The sequence below is a fragment of the Streptomyces sp. NBC_01520 genome, assembly GCF_045040375.1.
GTDB lineage: Bacteria > Actinomycetota > Actinomycetes > Streptomycetales > Streptomycetaceae > Streptomyces.
Genome location: NZ_CP109404.1, coordinates 7644049 through 7661880 on the forward strand (window position 1 = coordinate 7644049; position 17832 = coordinate 7661880).

Genomic DNA, 17832 nt, shown 5'->3' on the forward strand with positions numbered 1-17832 from the left:
GGCTGTCACAGGCAGCCAGTAGCCTCTCGCCATGCAGACAGCGCTGATGATCTACGACGGCCCCGCACCGGCCGATTCCGACGCCCCGCGTACCGGGGGCGTGCCGCTGGCTCCGGCCGGATTCGCCTGGCCCGTGTGCGGCTGCGGAGGGCCGCTGCAGTTCTTCGCCCATCTCCCCGTCGAGGGCGCTGTCCTGTCGGTGTTCGTGTGTCAGAACGACCCCGGGGCGTGCGATTTCTGGGAGGCGACCTCCAGCGCGAGCCGGGTCTATCTGTTTCCCCGGGAGGACCTGCTTCCAGTGGCCGTGCCCGAGGCGGGTGTGACGCTGCTGCCCGCCACCTCGGCCATCCGCACCCATGTCGTGACGATCGACCCCGAGGAGGCCTGCGACGACGAAGGGACCGAGCCTGACGCGTACGACCTTGCACGCTCGGGGTGGAAGAGAGGACCCGAAGACCAGTTCGGGAAGCAGCGCGAAGTGCTCGGGTCGCTCGGTGGCAGCCCCTCCTACCTTGAGGACGACCGACTGCCCGTGTGTCCCTCCTGCACCGGCACGATGGAGTTCGCGGCCCACCTGGAGGAGGGGATAACCTGGGAGACCGCGATGAACCTCGGCGGTCAGCTGGGCTACATCTTCGTCTGCCGCACTTGTCGCGAGGGATCCTTCCTCACGGACTGAGGGCCCACCTGCGAGGGCCGCTGACGGTGACGCTGTCGCCGCTTCGAGACGCCGCGGAGCGCCCCTGTGGCGGAACCGGCGCCGCGACGTTCGCGGTGTCGCGACACAGGGGTGGGGCGAGTGCGGCAGTGCGGTAGGGGAGCAAACTCGGGGCGAGGGCTGCGGTGAGGACGGTGCCGACGGCGGAACCGAGTTGCACGGCCGGGCTGTTGAGAGTCACCGCGGGCGGCGACTGCCCGGGCTGGGCAGTCGTCAGACGCCTGACCCCGGTTCCCGTCCCGTCGGCCGTACCCATCGTCTGGGAGGAGATCCAGAGGGACGTCGGCGGGTGTCCGCCGGGATCTGGAACATGGCCGGCTCGTCGACGCCCCCGGTCGGGCCCTTCCGTTGGGTGGAGGAAGCCCTGATGAGCGGAGCTGCCCTCATGAGTTCTCGGGGGACTTGTCCACTTCGATGCTCACTTTGATTCCGAGCTGATCTACACCCTCGCCCGGACTGTCCGGCATCGGCTGCCACGGCCGCTGCCTACCGACGGCCCTTCGCCGCATCTTCCCGGGCTCTACGACCACCTGGCAGTAGCTCGGGTCACCGTGTAGCTGGGGCCTCGCTCTGCGGACTGCGTGGGCCAGGCACTGTCACCGCAGCCGCAAGCTCCAGGTCCAGGCGGCTGTTCATGTCCAATTCGAACCGGCCGTACGGATTCACGTGCGTCAGAACAGCGGCGAGCGGTCGGGGCCGGCTTCGACATGGTGATGTTGGACTCGGAAACAGCAGGCTGGGTTTTTCTACCTGGATCAAGAACGGCGGCGAGCTCGAAGCGCGCCGTCGAAGCACTCTGCTCCGCTGCATCGCCCGCCTCGACGGGTCATACCTGTACTCAGCGAAGCGGACGACCCTGAGTACTGGCACCGCCTGCGCGAGAGGGCTCAACTCGTCAAGGGTCCCCCACACGTAGCCACCAAACGAGATGACTTATGGACGTCCCCCGGCCCCCAGTGAAGACCGGCGCTGAACACACGCGGGTCAGGCCGCCGTCAGGGCTTCAGGACGCGGGCGGTGCGTCGAAGCCGGCGAAGTACGCGGCGGCCGTATCCTCGTCGGCGTGCCCGGCCGCGGCGGCGCGCTCCAGGCGGTCGGCGCTCGCGGCGGCGACGTCGAGCCGGACGCCGTGCCGGCGTCCTGCCCCGACGATGAGGCGGGCGTCCTTGGCAGCGGTGTCACGGTGAACTGGGCCGGGGGCAGTCGGCCATCGAGGACGAGGCCGGCCTTGGCACGCAGGTACGGCAGGCCGAGGCCGGCGCCCGCGATGGTGTCGAAGAAGCTCTGCGGGTCCACGCCCAGGGCCTCGGAGGGGGCGAGGACCTCGCCGACCGCGTTGGTGGCGACGACGACCCAGCTCTTTGCCACGAGCTTCAGCGGGGTGGCGCTGCCAGCGGCCCCGTCCTCGCCGGTCCACACGGTCCGGGCGCCGACCGCGTCGAAGACGGGGGTCACGGCGTTGCGGTGACCGCCGGGTCCGGCGGCTGCAACGGTCAGCTGCCCGGCTTCGGCAGGCTGCCGGGTGCCCAGCACCGGAGCGTCGAAATAGAAACTGCCGCCACGGATCTCACGCCCGATCAGGCCACGTTGGTGATGGAGTGGCACAATTGCCGAACTGTGACGCGCCTGCTGGGAGCGCCCGCTTCTGTCATCGGGGCCGCCGGGGTCCGCACGTGCGGACCCCGGCGGCCCGCGTCACTTCGGGACGAGCACGATCCAGACCTGGCCGGTCGCGAACGTCATCGGCTCGCCGTCCTCCGTGGTGAAGCCGGTCGCCGACTCGGCGGTGTTCCGCTCCCATGCCACGTCGTACGACTTGCCGTCACGAAGGACGGCCGCCGAGCCGGTCCCCACCGTCGCGGTGAAGGGCGAGGTGTTTCCCCCTCGGTCACGGAAGCGTGAATCCTGTACGTCCACGTCCTGCAGGACCACTGTGGCCGCTGCGAGCCGGTCACCGGAGGCAGTGCGGGCCGGGGTGCCGTCCATACTCACCAGCCACTGGTCTTCGTCCGGGGACCAGGTGAAGGTGAACCGTGCCGACGGGTACGAGACCGTGCGTCCGCCGGTGGGTGTGCCGCCCGGGGGTGGCGCAGCGAAGCGGAGCCCCAGGTCCTCGGCCGCGTTCACCCCGGTCGCGGCGTGCGGGATGTCTCCCGGGCGCAGGTACAGATTGTGCGGTGCGGCGCGGTCCCCGCTGCGGAAATAGGCGTGCGGTGCCTTCGACGGCGGCAGCGCGTGGAGAGGGGCCGCTTCGATCGACGGCCGGAGGGCGGACTGGGCGCCCGAGTACGCGAGGGTGGGCTCGTCGAACTGCCGGAGAAGCTCCAGATCCGTCTCGCGAGCGCTGCGTACGGGGCCGATGGCGGACGGCACCTCGGAGGAGTAGGCGGCGAGTATGCGGCTGAGGCCTGCCTCCACCTGCTCCACGTAGACGATGTCGGCCTTCTCGAGTCCGGTCGGCGGCCGGGCCGCGGCTACGTTGTCGATCTTCACGGCAAGGACGTCGGCGCGTGGTGCGGACGGCGTCGTGGGACTTGTCTCCCCTCCATCCGGGCTGCCGCAGGCCGTGGTGACGACGAGCGTGAGCACGGCGAGTGCGGCGGCGGCCGATCTCTTCCTTCCGGAGGTAGGCATGGCTGCCGCCCCTTCCGATCCGGTTCCGCGGAACGGCCCCGGCTCACGTCTGCTGCGGCCGGTGCTCCGTGAGATGCCGTGTGCGAGGCGTCCGCTCTGCAGGCGGAGCGGCGCGAGTGGGCCCGGCTTCGAGTTGTGGAGGAGTCCGAGCCGGAATTGCCGGCGGCCCACCACTGGCATCGCCGTCACTTGTAGTGCCGGACGGCCGGTGGGCGGGGCGTCGGTGGGCGTGAGGTCATCGCAGGACTCAGGACGGCTTCGTGGCGGACCGCTTCGCGCTCCTGTCCTTGCTCCCTGTTTTACTGCGCACTGACTTGGCGGGCGCGCCTGCACCTTTCGTGGCCCCCTCTGCGCCTGCAACAGTCCGTGACTGCGCTGTCCTGGGCGGTGAAGCCGGCCATTTGAACTCGATCTCCAGTTCGACCTTGCCATCGCCGATTTCGACTTCCATCTCGCTGCGAAGTTCGTCGGGGACCCGCAGGCTCAACGTCGCGGAACCAAATTCCAACTCGACGTCCCCTCCTTCCCGGAGAGCGGCTGCAAGCGCGCCGAGCTGGTCAGCTGCCTCCAGACGCGACATCGAGGTCTTCTGCTCGAACGTGAGGTCCTTCACGGAATTTCTCCCATCCTTTGGAAACGCACATACCCCCAAGTCTGAAGTGAGCTGCAAAATGCCGCATCGCCACCGGGCAACGTGAGCGAGCCTCCGGTCGTGGTTCTGTCGTGCCCCAACGTGATCCTGCTGGTCGAATGCACCGTGGGAACTGATATCTACTGCGCATGCGGCTGCGCCAGGACGACTGTATGCATGAGGGGCGGAAGTGGTGACAGGAGCGCGAGGAAGGCGTCCGGCAGTACATCCGGACGGCTGCGGCAGCCGGAAACGGCTCGGTGGACGAGCTGAGTCAGCTTTCCTTGCTGAAGGACAAGGGCGACATCCGCCAGGATGAGTTCGAGCGCGCCAAGACCAGGCTGCTGGCTTGAGGCAAGTCCAAGGCCGAGCCGCCAGGGGCCGACGACCGGCCGCGGTGCTCCTGGCTGCCCTCCGGTCACCCGCATCAGTCGGCTCTGACGGCGCCTTCGGACTCGCATCGGACCAGCGAAGGCCAGTGCAGAGGACCCTGGTACCCCGAGACCAGGCCCACCCGTCGCAACCCCTCACCGCCCTGACAGGGCAGCCCGGGACGAGTGCAGGCCTCTAGCAATCACAGGTCAGTGAGGCGGGCGTCCATGAGAAACGGCGGCGGGCGGAGCAGACGAACACGCCTCACGTGACCTCTGACCAGCGGAAACGGTCACGATCCGGCCAAGCCGCAGGAAGCCGGTCCGTGTGTGGCCCGGATCTTGGTCCTCACAGGGAGGGGGCATCTGAGCATGCCGATCGTAGGCCGCAGGAAGGCGACCTGACGTCGCAGTCGGCATCCCTCACTCTTCCGGATGGTCGACTTGGCCGAGTCTGCGCCGCGCGGGGGTCTCGGTTACGGGGGTGCCCTCGCGCAGGTTACGAGAGGCGGCCGCGGTCTCCTCGTGCCAGCGGCCGTACCGCTCGGCGAGGGACACGGCCGAGACGCCGTGCAGGAGGACACTGAGACCGACGGTGATCGCGACCACGTTCCCCAGCAGTTCCACCCCGGGGACGTGTTCCTCCACTACGAGCAGCGCCAGGACCACGGAGGCCAGACCGCGCGGCCCGAACCAGCCGATGTACGCCACGGTGGGCAGCCGCAGTCCGCTCCCGGCGAGGGAGAGAGCCACAGGCAGCGTCCTGACCACGGTGAGGCTGAGCACCGCGTACAGGACGATACGCCAGCTGAGGTGCTCCAGGGCAGGGCCGAGCAGGACCGCCCCGAAGGCGAGAAGACTGATCGCCGCCAGGAGTTCGCCGAGGTTCTCGGTGAACTCGGCCGTGTTGTCGGGGCGCTCCTTGTCGGCTCCCGTCGAGTGCTGCCGCATGGCGAACCCGCAGGCGAAGCCGGCGACCCACGCGGCGATGAAGCCGCTGCCGTCCGTCACCACGGCGAGTTCGTACGCCCCGGCCGCCACGGCGGGCAGGTACAGGTGACGCCACGCCCGAGTGATCCATCCCCCGGCCCTGGACCACTGCAGGAGCCTGCCGCCCAGCCACCCGACCAGCAGCCCCAGCGCGGTGCTCAGTACCAGAGCCCGCCAGAAGACGCCGACCACGCCCTCCTCCGCGTAGTGCGTGCCCGGGATGGCTGCCAGGAACAGGAGGAAGAAGGGCAGCACCATACCGTCGTTCAGACCACTCTCGACATTCAGCCCGTGCCGTACGAGCGTCGGGACCCGGGGGTGAGTGATCGCCGTCTTTCCGAGGGCGGCGTCGGTCGGGGCGAGGATGGCACCGACAAGGCCGAGCTCCCACATCGTCAGCCCCGGCAACAGAGGCCAGGCAAGCAGCCAGCCGGCCCCGATACTCAGCAGAAGCCCGATGCCCAAAAGGCGGCCGGGGAGGAATCCGCCCGCCCGGAGGTCTCGTCTGCGGACCGTCATGGCATCGGTGAACAGCACGAGCGACAGGGCGATTTCGAGGAGGGCGACGATCGGCGCGGCGTCGTGCGCCAGGTCGATGATGTCCAGCACGGCGGGGCCGATGACGATGCCGGCACCGACGAACACCATCGCCGACGAGATCGGCGTGGTGGACAGCCGACGCGAGCCCAGCGCGTACGCGGCGGTGACCGTGGCCACTGCGGCGCCTGCCCAAGCACCACTGCTCATTCTTCCAGACCTCCGGATGATCGCCCGTGGGCCCCTTCTACAGCGCGGCGAACCCTGCTACGGACAGGGACACGCCGGAGAGCGTCGTGTGGAACGGCGGGTCGACGTCGGCCACGCAGATATGTGCGAGCACGGGCGTAGCCATGACTCGCCCGTACGGTCCGCCCGGGCGTGCCGTCTCGCGGTGGAGCTGCCGAGATGGAGACAGGCAAAGCACGCACTCAGCAGCCCTGGAGCCCACATGAACAGCCCCGACGAGCCGTCCGCGCCCGATGCAGCCCCACAGAGGCAGGCCGGCGCCTCGGCGGGGAACAGCCACAAACACGGGTCGGCGGCTGTACGGATCTCGCGGAACATCGCCTCCGCGGTCCTCATCGTCCTGACCTGCATCCTGGTGCCGGTCGCCCTGCTCACGGTATGGGTGCACGACATCGCGCTGGACACCGACCGGTACGTGGCGACGGTCTCGCCGCTGGCCTTGGATCCGGCGATCGAGGACGCCGCGGTCGACCGCATCACCCAAGCCGCCGACGTTCGGGTGGACGGCAGTCAGGTCACCTCGGACATCGCCGCCTGGCTGCAGTCGCAAGGGCTGCCTCCGAAGGCCGCGCAGGCTCTGAAGGGGCTGGGTCCACAGTTCGAGGACGCGGTCGACGCCACGGTCGAGAAGGTGGCCACGCGTTTCGTGGACAGCGACCGCTTCGAGCGGATCTGGACGATGGCCAACAGGGAGGCCCACGACGCCGTCGTCAAGGCGCTCACCGGCGAGGGGCGCGGCGCGCTGGACGTGAGCGGCGGGACGGTCACCCTCGACGTCGGCGAAGCCGTCGACCAGGTCAAGGAAGATCTCGTGGCCGCCGGACTGTCCCCGGCTTCCAAGATCCCCGACGTCGACAAGCAGATGGTGCTCTTCCAGTCCGACAAGCTGGAGAAGATCCGCGACGCCGTCCATCTGCTGGACACGATCGGGAACTGGCTTCCCGTGATCGTCGTGCTGATCGGCGCGGCCGGCGTGTTCCTGGCCCATCGACGCCGACGGGCCCTGGCACGTACGGCCCTCGGCGCCGCCTGCGCCTGCCTGGTCGTGGCCATCGCCCTGGTCATCGCGCGCCGGTTCTACCTCGACCACCTCCCGCCCCAGGTCCAGTCGGAGGCATCCGCCGCAGCCGTTTTCGACACCCTGCTGCACTTCCTGCGCGTCAGCCTGCGCACGGCGATCGTGCTGGGTGTCGTCATCGCGCTGGGCGCCTACCTGATCGGCCCCGGACGGCTGCCGGTCGCGATCCGTGGAACGTCCGAGCGCGCCGCGGACTCGACGGCCCGGTGGGCGTTCGGCCATGACGTCCACACCGGCCGGGTCGGCACGTGGGCCCAGGCCCACCGCAAGTGGGTCACCCTGGCCATGATGCTGATCGTGGCCCTGGTCTTCGCACTCTGGAACCACCCGACGGTCCTGACGATCTTGCTGCTCGTCGTCATCCTGCTGGTACTTCTCGCACTTCTCGCACTTCTCGCCGCTTCAGGTCGGGTCACCACCGCTGCGGAGAGGGTTGCACCGTCGCCGCCTGAGGACGGTGCGTGAGGGGTCGGGCCCGAGTGCCCGGGGCTCCTGCACGGCAGGCGCCTCGCCGGCCCCACATGCCTGACGGGTTCCGCTCTGCGAGGCGTGGCTGACGTCCAATGACCCCTCCGGCGACTGAGCCGTGCCTTCGCCAGGCATACCTGAAAGTTGTCCGTCTCCGTCGGAAGCACAGCCACCCCGGGGCGCCCTACCTGATGGCGGCTGTCTCAGTCAGCTCCAGCGCCAGGGACAGCTGCCGGTAGAACTCCAGCCGGTCGTCGCCCTCATGGTGTACGGCGGCCCCGGGTGTTCCGCGTTCGTATCTCCACAGTCGGCCCCGGCCTCGTTACCGGAAACGCTATGCCGTGCTGCGCCTGAGCGCCTCCAGGCACGGGTCTCCTTCTCCGCCTCAAGCCCTCATCGGCGATGAGCGCGTTCGCGCACCGGGAGACGCTCGTTCCGTGAGGCCCGTGGTTTCGCCATTATTGTGCCGATGCCCGGGGAGGCTCCTGGCTTCGGCGGCCTCTTCGTGGTCGGCTTACAGGCAGCCGATGTGAACGGTGTGGGGACGGTTGATGCCCGGGTTGCCCGGTGGTGAGGCAGGCATCGTCCGTGACTGAGGCCGGTCACCCCCTGGGCTTCTTGCCCGGACATCCCGGGGACGAGTGCGGATCGCCGATCCCACCAGGCGCCCGGGGGAGGCCGCTGGCCCGCTGCCCGGGCGTGGTCCTCCCGGCACCCGGCCTCCCCGCCCTCGCACGCACCTTCGCGCCCGGGCTGACCGGTCGAGCGCAGGTGCAGCCACAACCGAGCGAACGGAGTGAGACGTGAAGGCCGAAGGCGCGCGGGTTCCGGTTGCCGGCGCCACGGGAGTCATCGGTGCAGCGCTGGCAGCCGGACCCGGCGCTCGCGGCGTGCGCCTTGTCCTGGACGGACGGAACGAGGAGCGCCTCACGAGGCGCGCCCCGGCACCCGGCGGCGCCCCTACGGTCCTGTTCGACGCGTACGCCCCGGACTCGTGCGCCCGCGCCGTGCACGCTACGGCGGGCGAGCACGGCGGCCTGGACGCCGTCCTGACGGCGTTCGGCTCGGTGGCTGTCGGGAAGGCCGACGCGGTGGGCGACGACATCGCCGAGCACCTGATGGCGGTGAGCGCCCTCGCGCCTGCCGCGTTCTTCCGTGCCGCGCTCGGCACAGGCGGCACCATCGCCGCGATCACCGGTGTGGTGGCCGAACGTCCTCAGCCCGGGATGGCCGACTACAGCGCCTCCAGGTCCGCGCGACACCTGGACACCGGCTTGGCCGACCGTGCCGTTGCCGGCCACCCACCCCCCGTGCCGCAGGCAGTTGACCCCGGTGCGGCCGTTCACACCGCGGTCGAAGCCCTTGCGGCTGACGCAGAAAGGGCACGTACCGACTCCCAGGGGATCACCTTCCTCGGGCCACGAGTCCCATGACGGGCTCCGCGGCCGAGGAGCGGGAGCGCGCCGACGCAGTCGTCGTGGGCGGTGGGGCGGCCGGGCTGTGTCTGGCGCACTGGCTCACGAGCACGGGCACCACGGCCGTGACGCTCATCGAAGCGCCCGACGGCCCGCTGAGGCCTGCCGAACGCACCTGGTGCTACTGGGACGACAGGCCAGGCGAATTCGACGAAGCGGTCATCGCCTCCTGGTCACGTCTGCGGATTACGGCACCGGACGGCACCACCATCACTTCCGACCCCATGTCACTTCGCTACCGGATGCTGCGATCCGCGCCGTTCGAGGACTTGGTCCACTCGCGGCTTGGCCGATACACCGACGCACGGGTCCTGCGCGCCACCGTCCACGAGGTGCGTGACATGAGAGGCGGAGCCGAGGTCTCCTGCACCACCGCCGAAGGGGACGCGCTGACCGTGCGCGGCAGACACGTCTTCGACTCACGCCCCCTGCGCCGTCTGCCGCCCGCCCGGACCACGCTGCTCCAGCACTTCCGCGGTTGGTTCGTCCGCACGGCCACACCGTGCTTCGACCCCGAAGTGGCGGACCTGATGGACTTTCGTGTACCGCAGCCTGTCCACGGGCTCGCCTTCGGCTACGTCCTGCCCCTGGCACCGGACCGGGCACTGGTCGAGTACACCGAATTCTCCCCAGCCGCCCTGTCGACGACCGCGTACGAGACCGCCCTGCGGCACTACACCAACGATGTGCTGCACCTGGGACCGCTCAGCGTCGAGAGCGCCGAACAGGGCGTCATCCCCATGACCGACGCACGTTTCCCGCGCAGGACCGGGCAGTCCGTTTTCCGCATCGGGGCCGCAGGAGGGGCCACCCGGCCGGCGACCGGCTACACGTTCGCCGCCGTGCAACGCCAGAGCCGTGCCATCGCCACCGCGCTCCGCGACGGCACGACGACCGTGCCGCGTCCCCACCCCCGCCGGGCAGTGGCGATGGACGCGGTGGTGCTGCGCGCACTCGACACAGGCCGCATCGACGGCCCTCGCTTCTTCACCGACCTTTTCCGCCGCACCCCGACAGAGCTGCTGCTGCGCTTCCTCGACGGCGCGAGCACTCCCTGGGAGGAGCTCAGCATCGGTCTGCGTACCCCTGTGCTACCCATGCTCCGCACCGCCGCAGAACTCCCTTTCCTCGAACGACGCGCCCCCACCCCGCCCGAAGAGAGCCGCTGATGAAGCTTCTGCGAGACCAAGAACTCACCGCAGCGTTCGACCAGGCCGCCCCCTCGTACGACCGGCTCACGGCGGTCAACCCCGGCTACCGCATCGAGCTGAACCGCTCCGCACGGCGGCTTGGCCTCCCGCACGGCGGTGCGGGACTGCGCGTACTCGACCTCGGCTGCGGTACTGGCTCATCCACACGCGCACTGCTGAAGGCCGCCCCGTACGCGCGCATCACAGGCATCGACGCGTCCGCCGGGATGCTCGAACGCGCGCTCGCCAAACGCTGGCCCGACAACGTGCGCTTCTTGCACCGAACCGCCGAGGAGTTCATGGCGCCCGACGGTGATGGTCCTTATGACGCGGTCTTGGCCGCCTATCTGTTTCGCAACATCACCGATCCGGACGCCGTGCTCTCCTCGGTCCGCTCGCTCCTGCGGCCCGGCGGGCGCCTCGCCGTGCACGAGTACTGCCTCAGCGGCTCCGCGTTCCACAGCGCCCTGTGGAACGCCCTGTGCCGAGGAGTGATCAGGCCTGCGGGCACGCTGACCGGCGACCGCGACCTGTACCACCACCTGTGGCGCAGCGTCCTTGCCTTCGACAGGGCGCCGGCTTTCGCGTCCCGGCTCAGCCGGGCCGGCTTCACCACCGTGCGTACCCTCCCGGTCGCCGGATGGCAGACCGGTGTGGTTCACACGTTCCTCGCCGAGAACCGCTTGCGTTCCGAGCAGGCGGCCGGCCGATGAGAACGAGCTCACGGCACACCGCGGCCCGACGTGGCAGGGACCGGAAGGCCGAGGTGATCCTGCCGGCTCCGGGGCGTGCCCGCTTCTTCGGAGAGGCGCCCGGTACTGCGGTGATCGGCGGCGGCATCGCCGGTCTCGCAGCCGCGACGGCGCTCGCCGAACGGGGTGTCCGCGTCACCCTGTACGAGCGGGAGACGGTGCTCGGCGGCCGGGTGAGCGGCTGGCGCACCCGCCTCGCCGACGGCTCTGAAGCAACCATGAGCCGCGGATTCCATGCCTTCTTCCGTCAGTACTACAACCTGCGCGGCCTGCTGCGCCGCGTGGATCCCGAACTCTCCGTACTCACCCCCCTGCCCGACTACCCGCTGCGGCACAGCAGTGGCCTGACCGACAGCTTCGCCCACGTGCCCCGCACACCCCCCTGGAGCGCACTCGGCTTCGTCGCCCTCAGCCCCACGTTCGGGTGGCGCGACCTGACCGCTATGGACCCGCGCTCGGCGCTGCCACTGCTCGACGTGCGGGTACCTGAGGTGTACGCGCGGTTCGACAAGGTCAGTGCGGCGAACTTCCTGGCGGCCATCCGTTTCCCCGAGGCAGCCGAGCACCTGGCGTTCGAGGTCTTCTCACGCAGCTTCTTCGCAGACCCGCGCGAACTGTCCGCGGCCGAGATGCTGCTGATGTTTCACCTCTACTTTCTCGGCTCCTCCGAGGGCCTCCTCTTCGACGTACCGCGCGAGCCGTTCCCGCAGGCCCTCTGGGACCCGCTGAGCGGATATCTGGATCGGCTCGGCGTGGACGTGCGCACAGGCACAACCGCTCACAGTGTCCGGCCGGTCGTCGGCGGTGACGTAGAGGTGGAGACCGATGCCGGGACCGAGCGTCACCAGGCGGTGGTCCTCGCCCTCGACGTGGCCGGACTGCGCCACGTCGTGGAGGCATCCCCGGGGCTGGGAAGTGCCACCTGGCGCGACGATGTCGGCCGGCTGCGCAACGCTCCGCCGTTCCTCGTTTCGCGGCTCTGGCTCGACCAGCCCGTACGCATGGAGCGTGCCGGATTTCTCGGCACCAGCGGCTACCGAGGCCTGGACAACGTCAGCGTGCTGGAGCGCTTCGACCAGGAGGCGGCTCGGTGGGCGCGGCGGACGGGCGGCTCAGTGGTGGAACTGCACGCCTACGCCGTGGACGACGGAGCCGAACCGGAAGAGGTACAGGACCGGCTGATCGCTCAACTGCGCGAGGTCTACCCGGAGACCACGAACGCCCGGATCATCGAAGCCCGCCACGAATGGCGGGGGGACTGCCCGATGTTCCCGGTCGGCGGCTACCCGCACCGACCCTCGGTACGTACTCCGCATCCGAGGGTGATGACGGCCGGCGACGCGGTCCGCTGCGATCTGCCGGTCGCGCTGATGGAACGTGCCGCCACCACCGGATTTCTGGCGGCCAACGCGCTGCTCGCGGGATGGGAGGTGCGCGGGCAGGTGCTGTGGACGGTGCCACGCACAGGCCGCTCCCCGATCCTGCGAACCCTTGCCGGCCTGGCCGGGCACACCTGACAGCCGGATCAGCCGGATCAGCCGGGGAACAGGCCGCTGCGGCGCAGGGACCAGCGGCGCTCGGCGTAGGCCAAGTCGTCACGCCACAGTCGGGCGGACGCCCGGCGCAGCAGCGGGCGCAGTACCGGTGCGGCCGTACGTGCCAGGACGAAACCTCGCCTGTCGGACGCCGCGACGACCGCCTCCACCACGACGGTCCGAGGACTGTGATGCCCCCGGGGTGTCAGGGGAGTGGCGTGCGCCTCCACGACGGAGGTGGCCCCCTCGCCCTCCGTGATGTGCATGACGACCGTACGCGGCTCCGGCGCGGTGAACACCGCTCGCACGGGCACCACCAGGCGCCCCGCGACGCGGAAGGACACCTCGACGGCGAACGCGTCCTGGGCACCACCCCGTGGGGTGTCCACGACCCGCAGGTCGACGAACGAGTACGGATGGAGCCAGGACCCGTGCCAGGGATCGAGCCGGTTCGCGACCACGTCCTGCGGCTCGCACCGCCCGACCGTGGTGAAAACCGAGTCCAGCGCGAGTGCGGCCGGGGGGCGTGCGGGCAGCACGGGATGTTCCAGCGGCACCTCACCCCCGGCCTCGTCCAGGCGTACCCACACCAGCACCCCGTCGTCATGGACGGGGAAGGGCGACCAGCCGGCGAACGACTCCTTCTTGATCGCCAGCCCGTGCCAATGACACACAAGCGTTCCGCAGACCACCTTGCCCTCACGCAGCGGCGCCCCCAGGTGCGGGCACGTGCCAGGGCCGGCCCGCAGGTCTCCTGTCCGGGTGCGCCACAGCACGACCTCCACGCCACTCACGGTCCTGCCGTACGGGCGGCCGCCGACGATGTTCCGGGATGCCCCGACGACGAACCAGTTCCCCGAAGGTCTCGCGCCGGCCCGCGCGAGGGCGTCCGAGATCACGGACGGCTTCGCCTCCCGCCACGTCGGTTCCTGCTCGAACCAGCCCGGCCCGCCACGCACCCGCAGCGGCGACGCCCAACGCCCCACGCCCCGACGGTCCCTCATCGGCCGTATCCCTCCTCTTGATGCACCGCTGCGGGCGCGGACGCCGTCGTGGCGGGCGCCCTGGTGCGGATCCGGGCACTCAGGATGCGCACGAGTCCGGCGGCAGCCGTGCGCGCCCTGCGCCGGCGCGGCACCACGCAGCGGCGGTGCAGCACCGCGTACTCGGCTTCGGCGATCGCATCCAGGATGCCGCCGTACAGCGTGCAAGCAACGCGGATGCACGGCCGCACCCGGGGGTCGAGCATTCCGATGCCCGGCTCAGCCTCCCGGTAGACGTTCCGCGTCATCTCCTCGGCAGCCATGAAGGCGGCGCGGATACGCGGATCATGGCCGCCTGTCCGGCGGCTCCACTCCAGCATCGGCCGGTCCACCCCGTGGGCCGCGAGCAGGTCCGCCGGGAGGTAGACGCGTCCCCGGTCCAGATCCTCGCCCACGTCGCGCAGGAAGTTGGTGAGCTGAAACGCCATGCCGAGGGCTGCCGCGTGTGGTGCCGCCTCCTCGCGGGCGACCACCGTCCCGAGCACAGGCAGCATCTGCAGCCCGATCACCGCAGCCGAACCGTGCATGTACGCCTGCAGGTCCGTGTACGTCGCATAGTCGGTGACGCTGAGATCACTGCGCATGGAGACCAGGAAGTCGGCGAACAGCCTCGGATCGATCCCGTACCGTCTCGCGGTCTCCGCCACCGCCCGCACCACGGGCTCGGTCCCGCAGCCGGTGCGCAGCCCGTGTGCCAGATCGCTCTCCAACCGTCGCAGCAGCCGATCACGTTGCTCCGGAGTCTCCCGCCGGTTGATGTCATCGACGATGTCATCGGCCCAGCGGGCAAATCCGTACAGGGCGTGGACAGCGCAGCGCCGTTCGACCGGCAGCAGACGAGTCGCCAGGAAATAGGTCTTGCCATGGCGGGCGTTGAGCCGGCGGCACTCCGCGTAGGCCGCTCGCATCGCGGGGTCGCTGATGCCCGCGGCGTCCAGTTCACGACGCGTCATCGGCGCTGCCCTTCGAGGACAGGACGACGGTCCGCTGCTGTGCGGCCCCTCCTGCGTGCGCCGGATCGAGGGAAGCCCGTGATGCGGGCGGCAGCGAGCTTTCCGCTGAGCAGGACTGTCGGGACCCCCACCCCAGGGGTTGTTCCGCACCCGGCGAGCACGACGTTGTCCCAACCGCGCACGAGATTGCGGGGCCGGAAGGGGCCGGTCTGGGCGAAGGTGTGGGACACGGAGAACGGCGTGCCCGCCGCAAGGCCCTGGGCCGACCAGTCCACTGGCGTCACCAGCAGCTCACGGTCGATGGAGGCGTCGAAACCGTTCAGCCCTCGGCGTTCCAGCTCCGCCACCAGGCTGTCGCGGTAGCGCGGTCCGAGGTCGTGCCACGCGTCGCCGGACGGGCCGATTGTGGTGTTCGGGCACGGAGCCAGGACGTAGTGCAGGTGTTTTCCCTCCGGCGCGAGTCCCGGGTCGTGTGTGGTCGGCCTGGTGATCAGCAGCGACGGATCGCTCATCAGCTGTCCAGTTCGCGTCAGTTCGTCAAAGGTGCGCTCCCACGCGGCTCCGAAGGAGATCGTGTGATGCGCGAGCTCGGGCCAGGTGCGGTCGGTACCGGCGTGGAGAATCACCGCCGAGGGGGAGTGGCGCAGAGGTACCGGACGTCGCGGAGCCCGCCCCAGAAGACGATGCACGACGGGTAGATCGGGTGTCAGGATCACGGCGTCGCAGGCGATCCGTTCGCCCGATGCCAGGTGTACGGCCCTCACCCGTCCGGCAGAGCGTTCCAGTCCGACCACCTCGGCCGACCAGCGGAACCGGCCTCCCGCGTCGCCTGCCGCATCCGCCATGGCCCGGGGCAGTGCGTGCATTCCGCCCCTGGGGAAGTGGACGCCCGCCACCGTGTCCATGTAGGCGATAACGGCGTAGGCGGCGAGTGCCCGGGCTGGTGCCACTCCCGCATACAGCGCCTGGAAGGAGAACACCCTCCGCAGTCGCTCGTCCGAGAGGAACCTGCCGATCTGCGGGTCCAGCCGCCCGAAGCCGCCCAGGACAGCCAGCCGGGCCAGGTCCGGATGCAGGAGCTGCAGAGGTGAGTCGAAATTCGTATCGATGAACCGGTGCATCTGAGCCCGGTACAGCCGCTGCAGCCAGATGCGCAGCCGACGGTAGCCCTCGGCCTCGAAAGGGCCGGCGAAGCGACGCACCTCGGCCTCCATGGCATCCCCGTCCGTAAACACGTCCACGTGAGTGCCGTCGCCGAAGCGGGCCCGATACGCCGGATGCAGATCGATGAGATCCACCCGCCGGTAGAGGCTGTCACCCACGGCGGCAAAGGCCTCATCGGCCAGGTGCGGCATCGTCAGGACGGTCGGGCCGGTATCGAGCCGGTATCCACCGAGCTGCAGCAGACCGGCACGGCCACCCGGCCCGCCGCTCCGCTCGACGACGGTCACCTGACGGCCGGCACCGAGCAGATGCAGGGTGGCGGCCAGTCCGGACAGGCCGGCACCGACCACCACGACATGGTCCGTGGACCCGGACACGGTCTTCACTTGGCTCCCTCGTTCCCTGCCGGTGCGACGACCGCCCGTTCGACCAGCGAGGCGAACTCCTGCCGAGCGTGCTGATCCGCTCCAGTGGCTGCGAAGTGCCGCAAGCTGAGCGCGCACAGACCGGCGATATCGGCCTCCACGACTGCGCGCGCGCCTGTGCGTTCCAGCGCTGCGCGCATCCGTGCGACCTTGTCGTCGGAGCGTGGGACGTCCTCCGACCGGAGCGCGCCGATCGCTTCCGCGTCGTCCGACGCGGAAGCGAGCCGCACGGCCACCGCGAGGAGATAGGTGAGCTTCCGCCCCCGTAGATCCTCATCCGCCGGCTTGCCTGTCACCGCAGGATCTCCGAACGCACCCAACAGATCGTCGCTGAGCTGGAAGGCCAGTCCCGCGCATCGGCCGGCTGACCGCAGCGCATCGAGGGTTCCGGCACCGGCGCCTGCCAGCGAGGCACCGAGGGCGAGCGGTCGCTCCACGGTGTAGAGAGCGCTTTTCAGAGTCGCGATCCGTACCGCCTCGTCCGCGGCGGACGAGCCGGTTGCCTGGGCACGGATGTCCAGGTACTGCCCGGCCACCATCTCGCCGCGCATCGCCTGCCACTCGCAGTGCAGCTGCCGTCCCTGCGGCGAAGTGAGCACGATGTCGGTGAACAGGTCGTCGGCCCATGCCAGCGCCAGATCGCCCGTGAGCACGGCAGCCGCAGCCGAGTACTTCTCAGGCGCACCCTTCATCCCGCCTACGCAGTGCATACGAGCGAAGTCGGCGTGAACGGCGGGAGCACCTCGACGCATCGGCGACCCGTCCATGACGTCGTCGTGTATGAGCGCGCACGCCTGCAAGAGTTCGAGCGCTGCCCCGATCCGGAGCAGAGTTCGCGGATCGCAGTCCCCGCCGACGGCCCGCCACCCGCACCACAAGAAGGCAGTCCGTAGCCGCTTCCCGCCTCGCTGGACGAACGCAGCCACCCGGTTCGCGACTTCACGAGCGAACACGGCGTCCACATCGTGTGCCTCGCGCAACCTGACGTCCAGCTGCTCCGCGAGAACGCCGTTGACGGCCATGATGGCGTCGGCAGCGGTGCCCGGGACGTTCTGCCGGCCGAGAAGGCCGGCGGTGCCACCCTGCTCTGCCCGCCCGTCAAGCATGCACAGCCCTTTCAATCTTCCTGCCTCGTCCACGTAGGCGTCGGCTGCCGAATGGGACACGGGTGCACCGACTCCGGTGTCGCCTGGGTTCGCTGCGGCCGCTCCGGGGAGGGCGCGGGGCGCTGCGTCGCTGTTGTCCGTCACCGGCCTGCCCCTCGTCCTCGGCGGTGGCCTGGCAGGGGACTCGCCTTCTGGCCCGGCACAGTGGTGGCGTACCCGACTCGGCTCCGCGCCTGTTCATCCGGCCCCAGCAGATGTCAGAACTCGAACAGGTGCCGGTCCTCGCCGTATTGCGGCATGAACACAGCTCCGGGAAAAGTGATGCAGTCGATGACTCGCACCAAGCAGCCCTGGACGGACTTTGTCAACGACGGGGTACTCACGGCACCGGAAGCCGTCGCCGGCAAGAACGGCGCGCACACGTGAACGGCGTGACATCCGCACGTGGCGGTCTCCGCTCCTTCATTCGGATATGCCTGGTACAGAACCCTGGATTCAGCACGGTTCGGTTGC

Annotated in this window: 13 protein-coding genes and 1 pseudogene; 6 read left to right on the forward strand and 8 right to left on the reverse strand. The window is 69.8% G+C overall.

The window, feature by feature from the left end; genetic code table 11:
- Nucleotides 1-31: 31 nt before the first annotated feature.
- The gene (locus OG524_RS34315; RefSeq protein WP_405386377.1) at nucleotides 32-679 is read left to right on the forward strand and encodes a hypothetical protein; all 648 of its coding nucleotides are present in this window, start codon (nucleotides 32-34) and stop codon (nucleotides 677-679) included.
- Between the two features lie 1042 nt (nucleotides 680-1721).
- Here OG524_RS34315 and OG524_RS34320 read toward each other — a convergent pair.
- The 4 genes and pseudogenes from OG524_RS34320 to OG524_RS34335 form a co-directional block, all read right to left on the reverse strand.
- Nucleotides 1722-2275, reverse strand: a pseudogene (locus tag OG524_RS34320) (NAD-binding protein); the annotation flags it as partial.
- Between the two features lie 138 nt (nucleotides 2276-2413).
- The gene (locus OG524_RS34325) at nucleotides 2414-3352 is read right to left on the reverse strand and encodes a DUF3048 domain-containing protein (RefSeq protein ID WP_405386375.1); all 939 of its coding nucleotides are present in this window, start codon (nucleotides 3350-3352) and stop codon (nucleotides 2414-2416) included.
- Between the two features lie 247 nt (nucleotides 3353-3599).
- Nucleotides 3600-3965, reverse strand: coding sequence for an amphi-Trp domain-containing protein (locus OG524_RS34330; protein ID WP_405386373.1), 366 nt, complete (start codon nucleotides 3963-3965; stop codon nucleotides 3600-3602).
- A gap of 812 nt (nucleotides 3966-4777) precedes the next feature.
- Nucleotides 4778-6091: a cation:proton antiporter gene (locus OG524_RS34335; protein ID WP_405812311.1), complete on the reverse strand. Its 1314-nt coding sequence runs from the start codon at nucleotides 6089-6091 to the stop codon at nucleotides 4778-4780.
- A gap of 241 nt (nucleotides 6092-6332) precedes the next feature.
- On the opposite strand from OG524_RS34335, the gene OG524_RS34340 reads away from it, so the two are divergent.
- The 5 genes from OG524_RS34340 (at nucleotide 6333) to OG524_RS34360 (ending at nucleotide 12610) form a co-directional block, all read left to right on the forward strand.
- The gene (locus tag OG524_RS34340; protein WP_405812312.1) at nucleotides 6333-7673 is read left to right on the forward strand and encodes a hypothetical protein; all 1341 of its coding nucleotides are present in this window, start codon (nucleotides 6333-6335) and stop codon (nucleotides 7671-7673) included.
- Nucleotides 7674-8479: 806 nt separating this feature from the next.
- Entirely contained in the window at nucleotides 8480-9109 is a 630-nt protein-coding gene (locus tag OG524_RS34345) for an SDR family NAD(P)-dependent oxidoreductase (protein ID WP_405386368.1), read from the forward strand.
- The gene (locus OG524_RS34350) at nucleotides 9106-10320 is read left to right on the forward strand and encodes a lycopene cyclase family protein (RefSeq protein ID WP_405812313.1); all 1215 of its coding nucleotides are present in this window, start codon (nucleotides 9106-9108) and stop codon (nucleotides 10318-10320) included. Before OG524_RS34345 ends, OG524_RS34350 begins: the two co-directional genes overlap by 4 nt.
- The gene (locus tag OG524_RS34355; RefSeq protein WP_405386364.1) at nucleotides 10320-11054 is read left to right on the forward strand and encodes a methyltransferase domain-containing protein; all 735 of its coding nucleotides are present in this window, start codon (nucleotides 10320-10322) and stop codon (nucleotides 11052-11054) included. The genes OG524_RS34350 and OG524_RS34355 overlap by 1 nt, the downstream gene beginning before the upstream one ends.
- Complete coding sequence (locus OG524_RS34360; protein ID WP_405812314.1) at nucleotides 11051-12610, forward strand: FAD-dependent oxidoreductase; 1560 nt, start codon at nucleotides 11051-11053, stop codon at nucleotides 12608-12610. The genes OG524_RS34355 and OG524_RS34360 overlap by 4 nt, the downstream gene beginning before the upstream one ends.
- 17 nt (nucleotides 12611-12627) lie before the next feature.
- On the opposite strand, the gene OG524_RS34365 is transcribed toward OG524_RS34360, so the two are convergent.
- Genes OG524_RS34365 through OG524_RS34380 form a run of 4 tightly spaced genes read right to left on the reverse strand, consistent with a single transcriptional unit; the run spans nucleotide 12628 to nucleotide 17319 of the window.
- On the reverse strand, nucleotides 12628-13632 hold the full coding sequence (locus OG524_RS34365) for a DUF5914 domain-containing protein (protein WP_405812315.1): 1005 nt from the start codon (nucleotides 13630-13632) through the stop codon (nucleotides 12628-12630).
- Nucleotides 13629-14624, reverse strand: a complete 996-nt coding sequence (locus OG524_RS34370) for a phytoene/squalene synthase family protein (protein ID WP_405812316.1) — start codon at nucleotides 14622-14624, stop codon at nucleotides 13629-13631. Before OG524_RS34370 ends, OG524_RS34365 begins: the two co-directional genes overlap by 4 nt.
- Nucleotides 14621-16174 carry a phytoene desaturase family protein gene (crtI, locus tag OG524_RS34375; protein WP_405386356.1) on the reverse strand — a complete coding sequence of 518 codons (1554 nt, stop codon included), beginning with the start codon at nucleotides 16172-16174 and terminating at the stop codon, nucleotides 14621-14623. Before crtI ends, OG524_RS34370 begins: the two co-directional genes overlap by 4 nt.
- Nucleotides 16171-17319, reverse strand: coding sequence for a polyprenyl synthetase family protein (locus OG524_RS34380; RefSeq protein ID WP_405386354.1), 1149 nt, complete (start codon nucleotides 17317-17319; stop codon nucleotides 16171-16173). Before OG524_RS34380 ends, crtI begins: the two co-directional genes overlap by 4 nt.
- Between the last annotated feature and the right edge of the window lie 513 nt (nucleotides 17320-17832).

Bases quoted from the DNA above. Each gene is read 5' to 3' on its own strand.
- OG524_RS34315 (WP_405386377.1), top strand. From the start codon at position 32: ATGCAGACAGCGCTGATGATCTACGACGGCCCCGCACCGGCCGATTCC.
- OG524_RS34325 (WP_405386375.1), bottom strand. From the start codon at position 3,352: ATGCCTACCTCCGGAAGGAAGAGATCGGCCGCCGCCGCACTCGCCGTG.
- OG524_RS34335 (WP_405812311.1), bottom strand. From the start codon at position 6,091: ATGAGCAGTGGTGCTTGGGCAGGCGCCGCAGTGGCCACGGTCACCGCC.
- OG524_RS34340 (WP_405812312.1), top strand. From the start codon at position 6,333: ATGAACAGCCCCGACGAGCCGTCCGCGCCCGATGCAGCCCCACAGAGG.
- OG524_RS34350 (WP_405812313.1), top strand. From the start codon at position 9,106: ATGACGGGCTCCGCGGCCGAGGAGCGGGAGCGCGCCGACGCAGTCGTC.
- OG524_RS34355 (WP_405386364.1), top strand. From the start codon at position 10,320: ATGAAGCTTCTGCGAGACCAAGAACTCACCGCAGCGTTCGACCAGGCC.
- OG524_RS34360 (WP_405812314.1), top strand. From the start codon at position 11,051: ATGAGAACGAGCTCACGGCACACCGCGGCCCGACGTGGCAGGGACCGG.
- OG524_RS34365 (WP_405812315.1), bottom strand. From the start codon at position 13,632: ATGAGGGACCGTCGGGGCGTGGGGCGTTGGGCGTCGCCGCTGCGGGTG.
- OG524_RS34370 (WP_405812316.1), bottom strand. From the start codon at position 14,624: ATGACGCGTCGTGAACTGGACGCCGCGGGCATCAGCGACCCCGCGATG.
- OG524_RS34380 (WP_405386354.1), bottom strand. From the start codon at position 17,319: ATGCTTGACGGGCGGGCAGAGCAGGGTGGCACCGCCGGCCTTCTCGGC.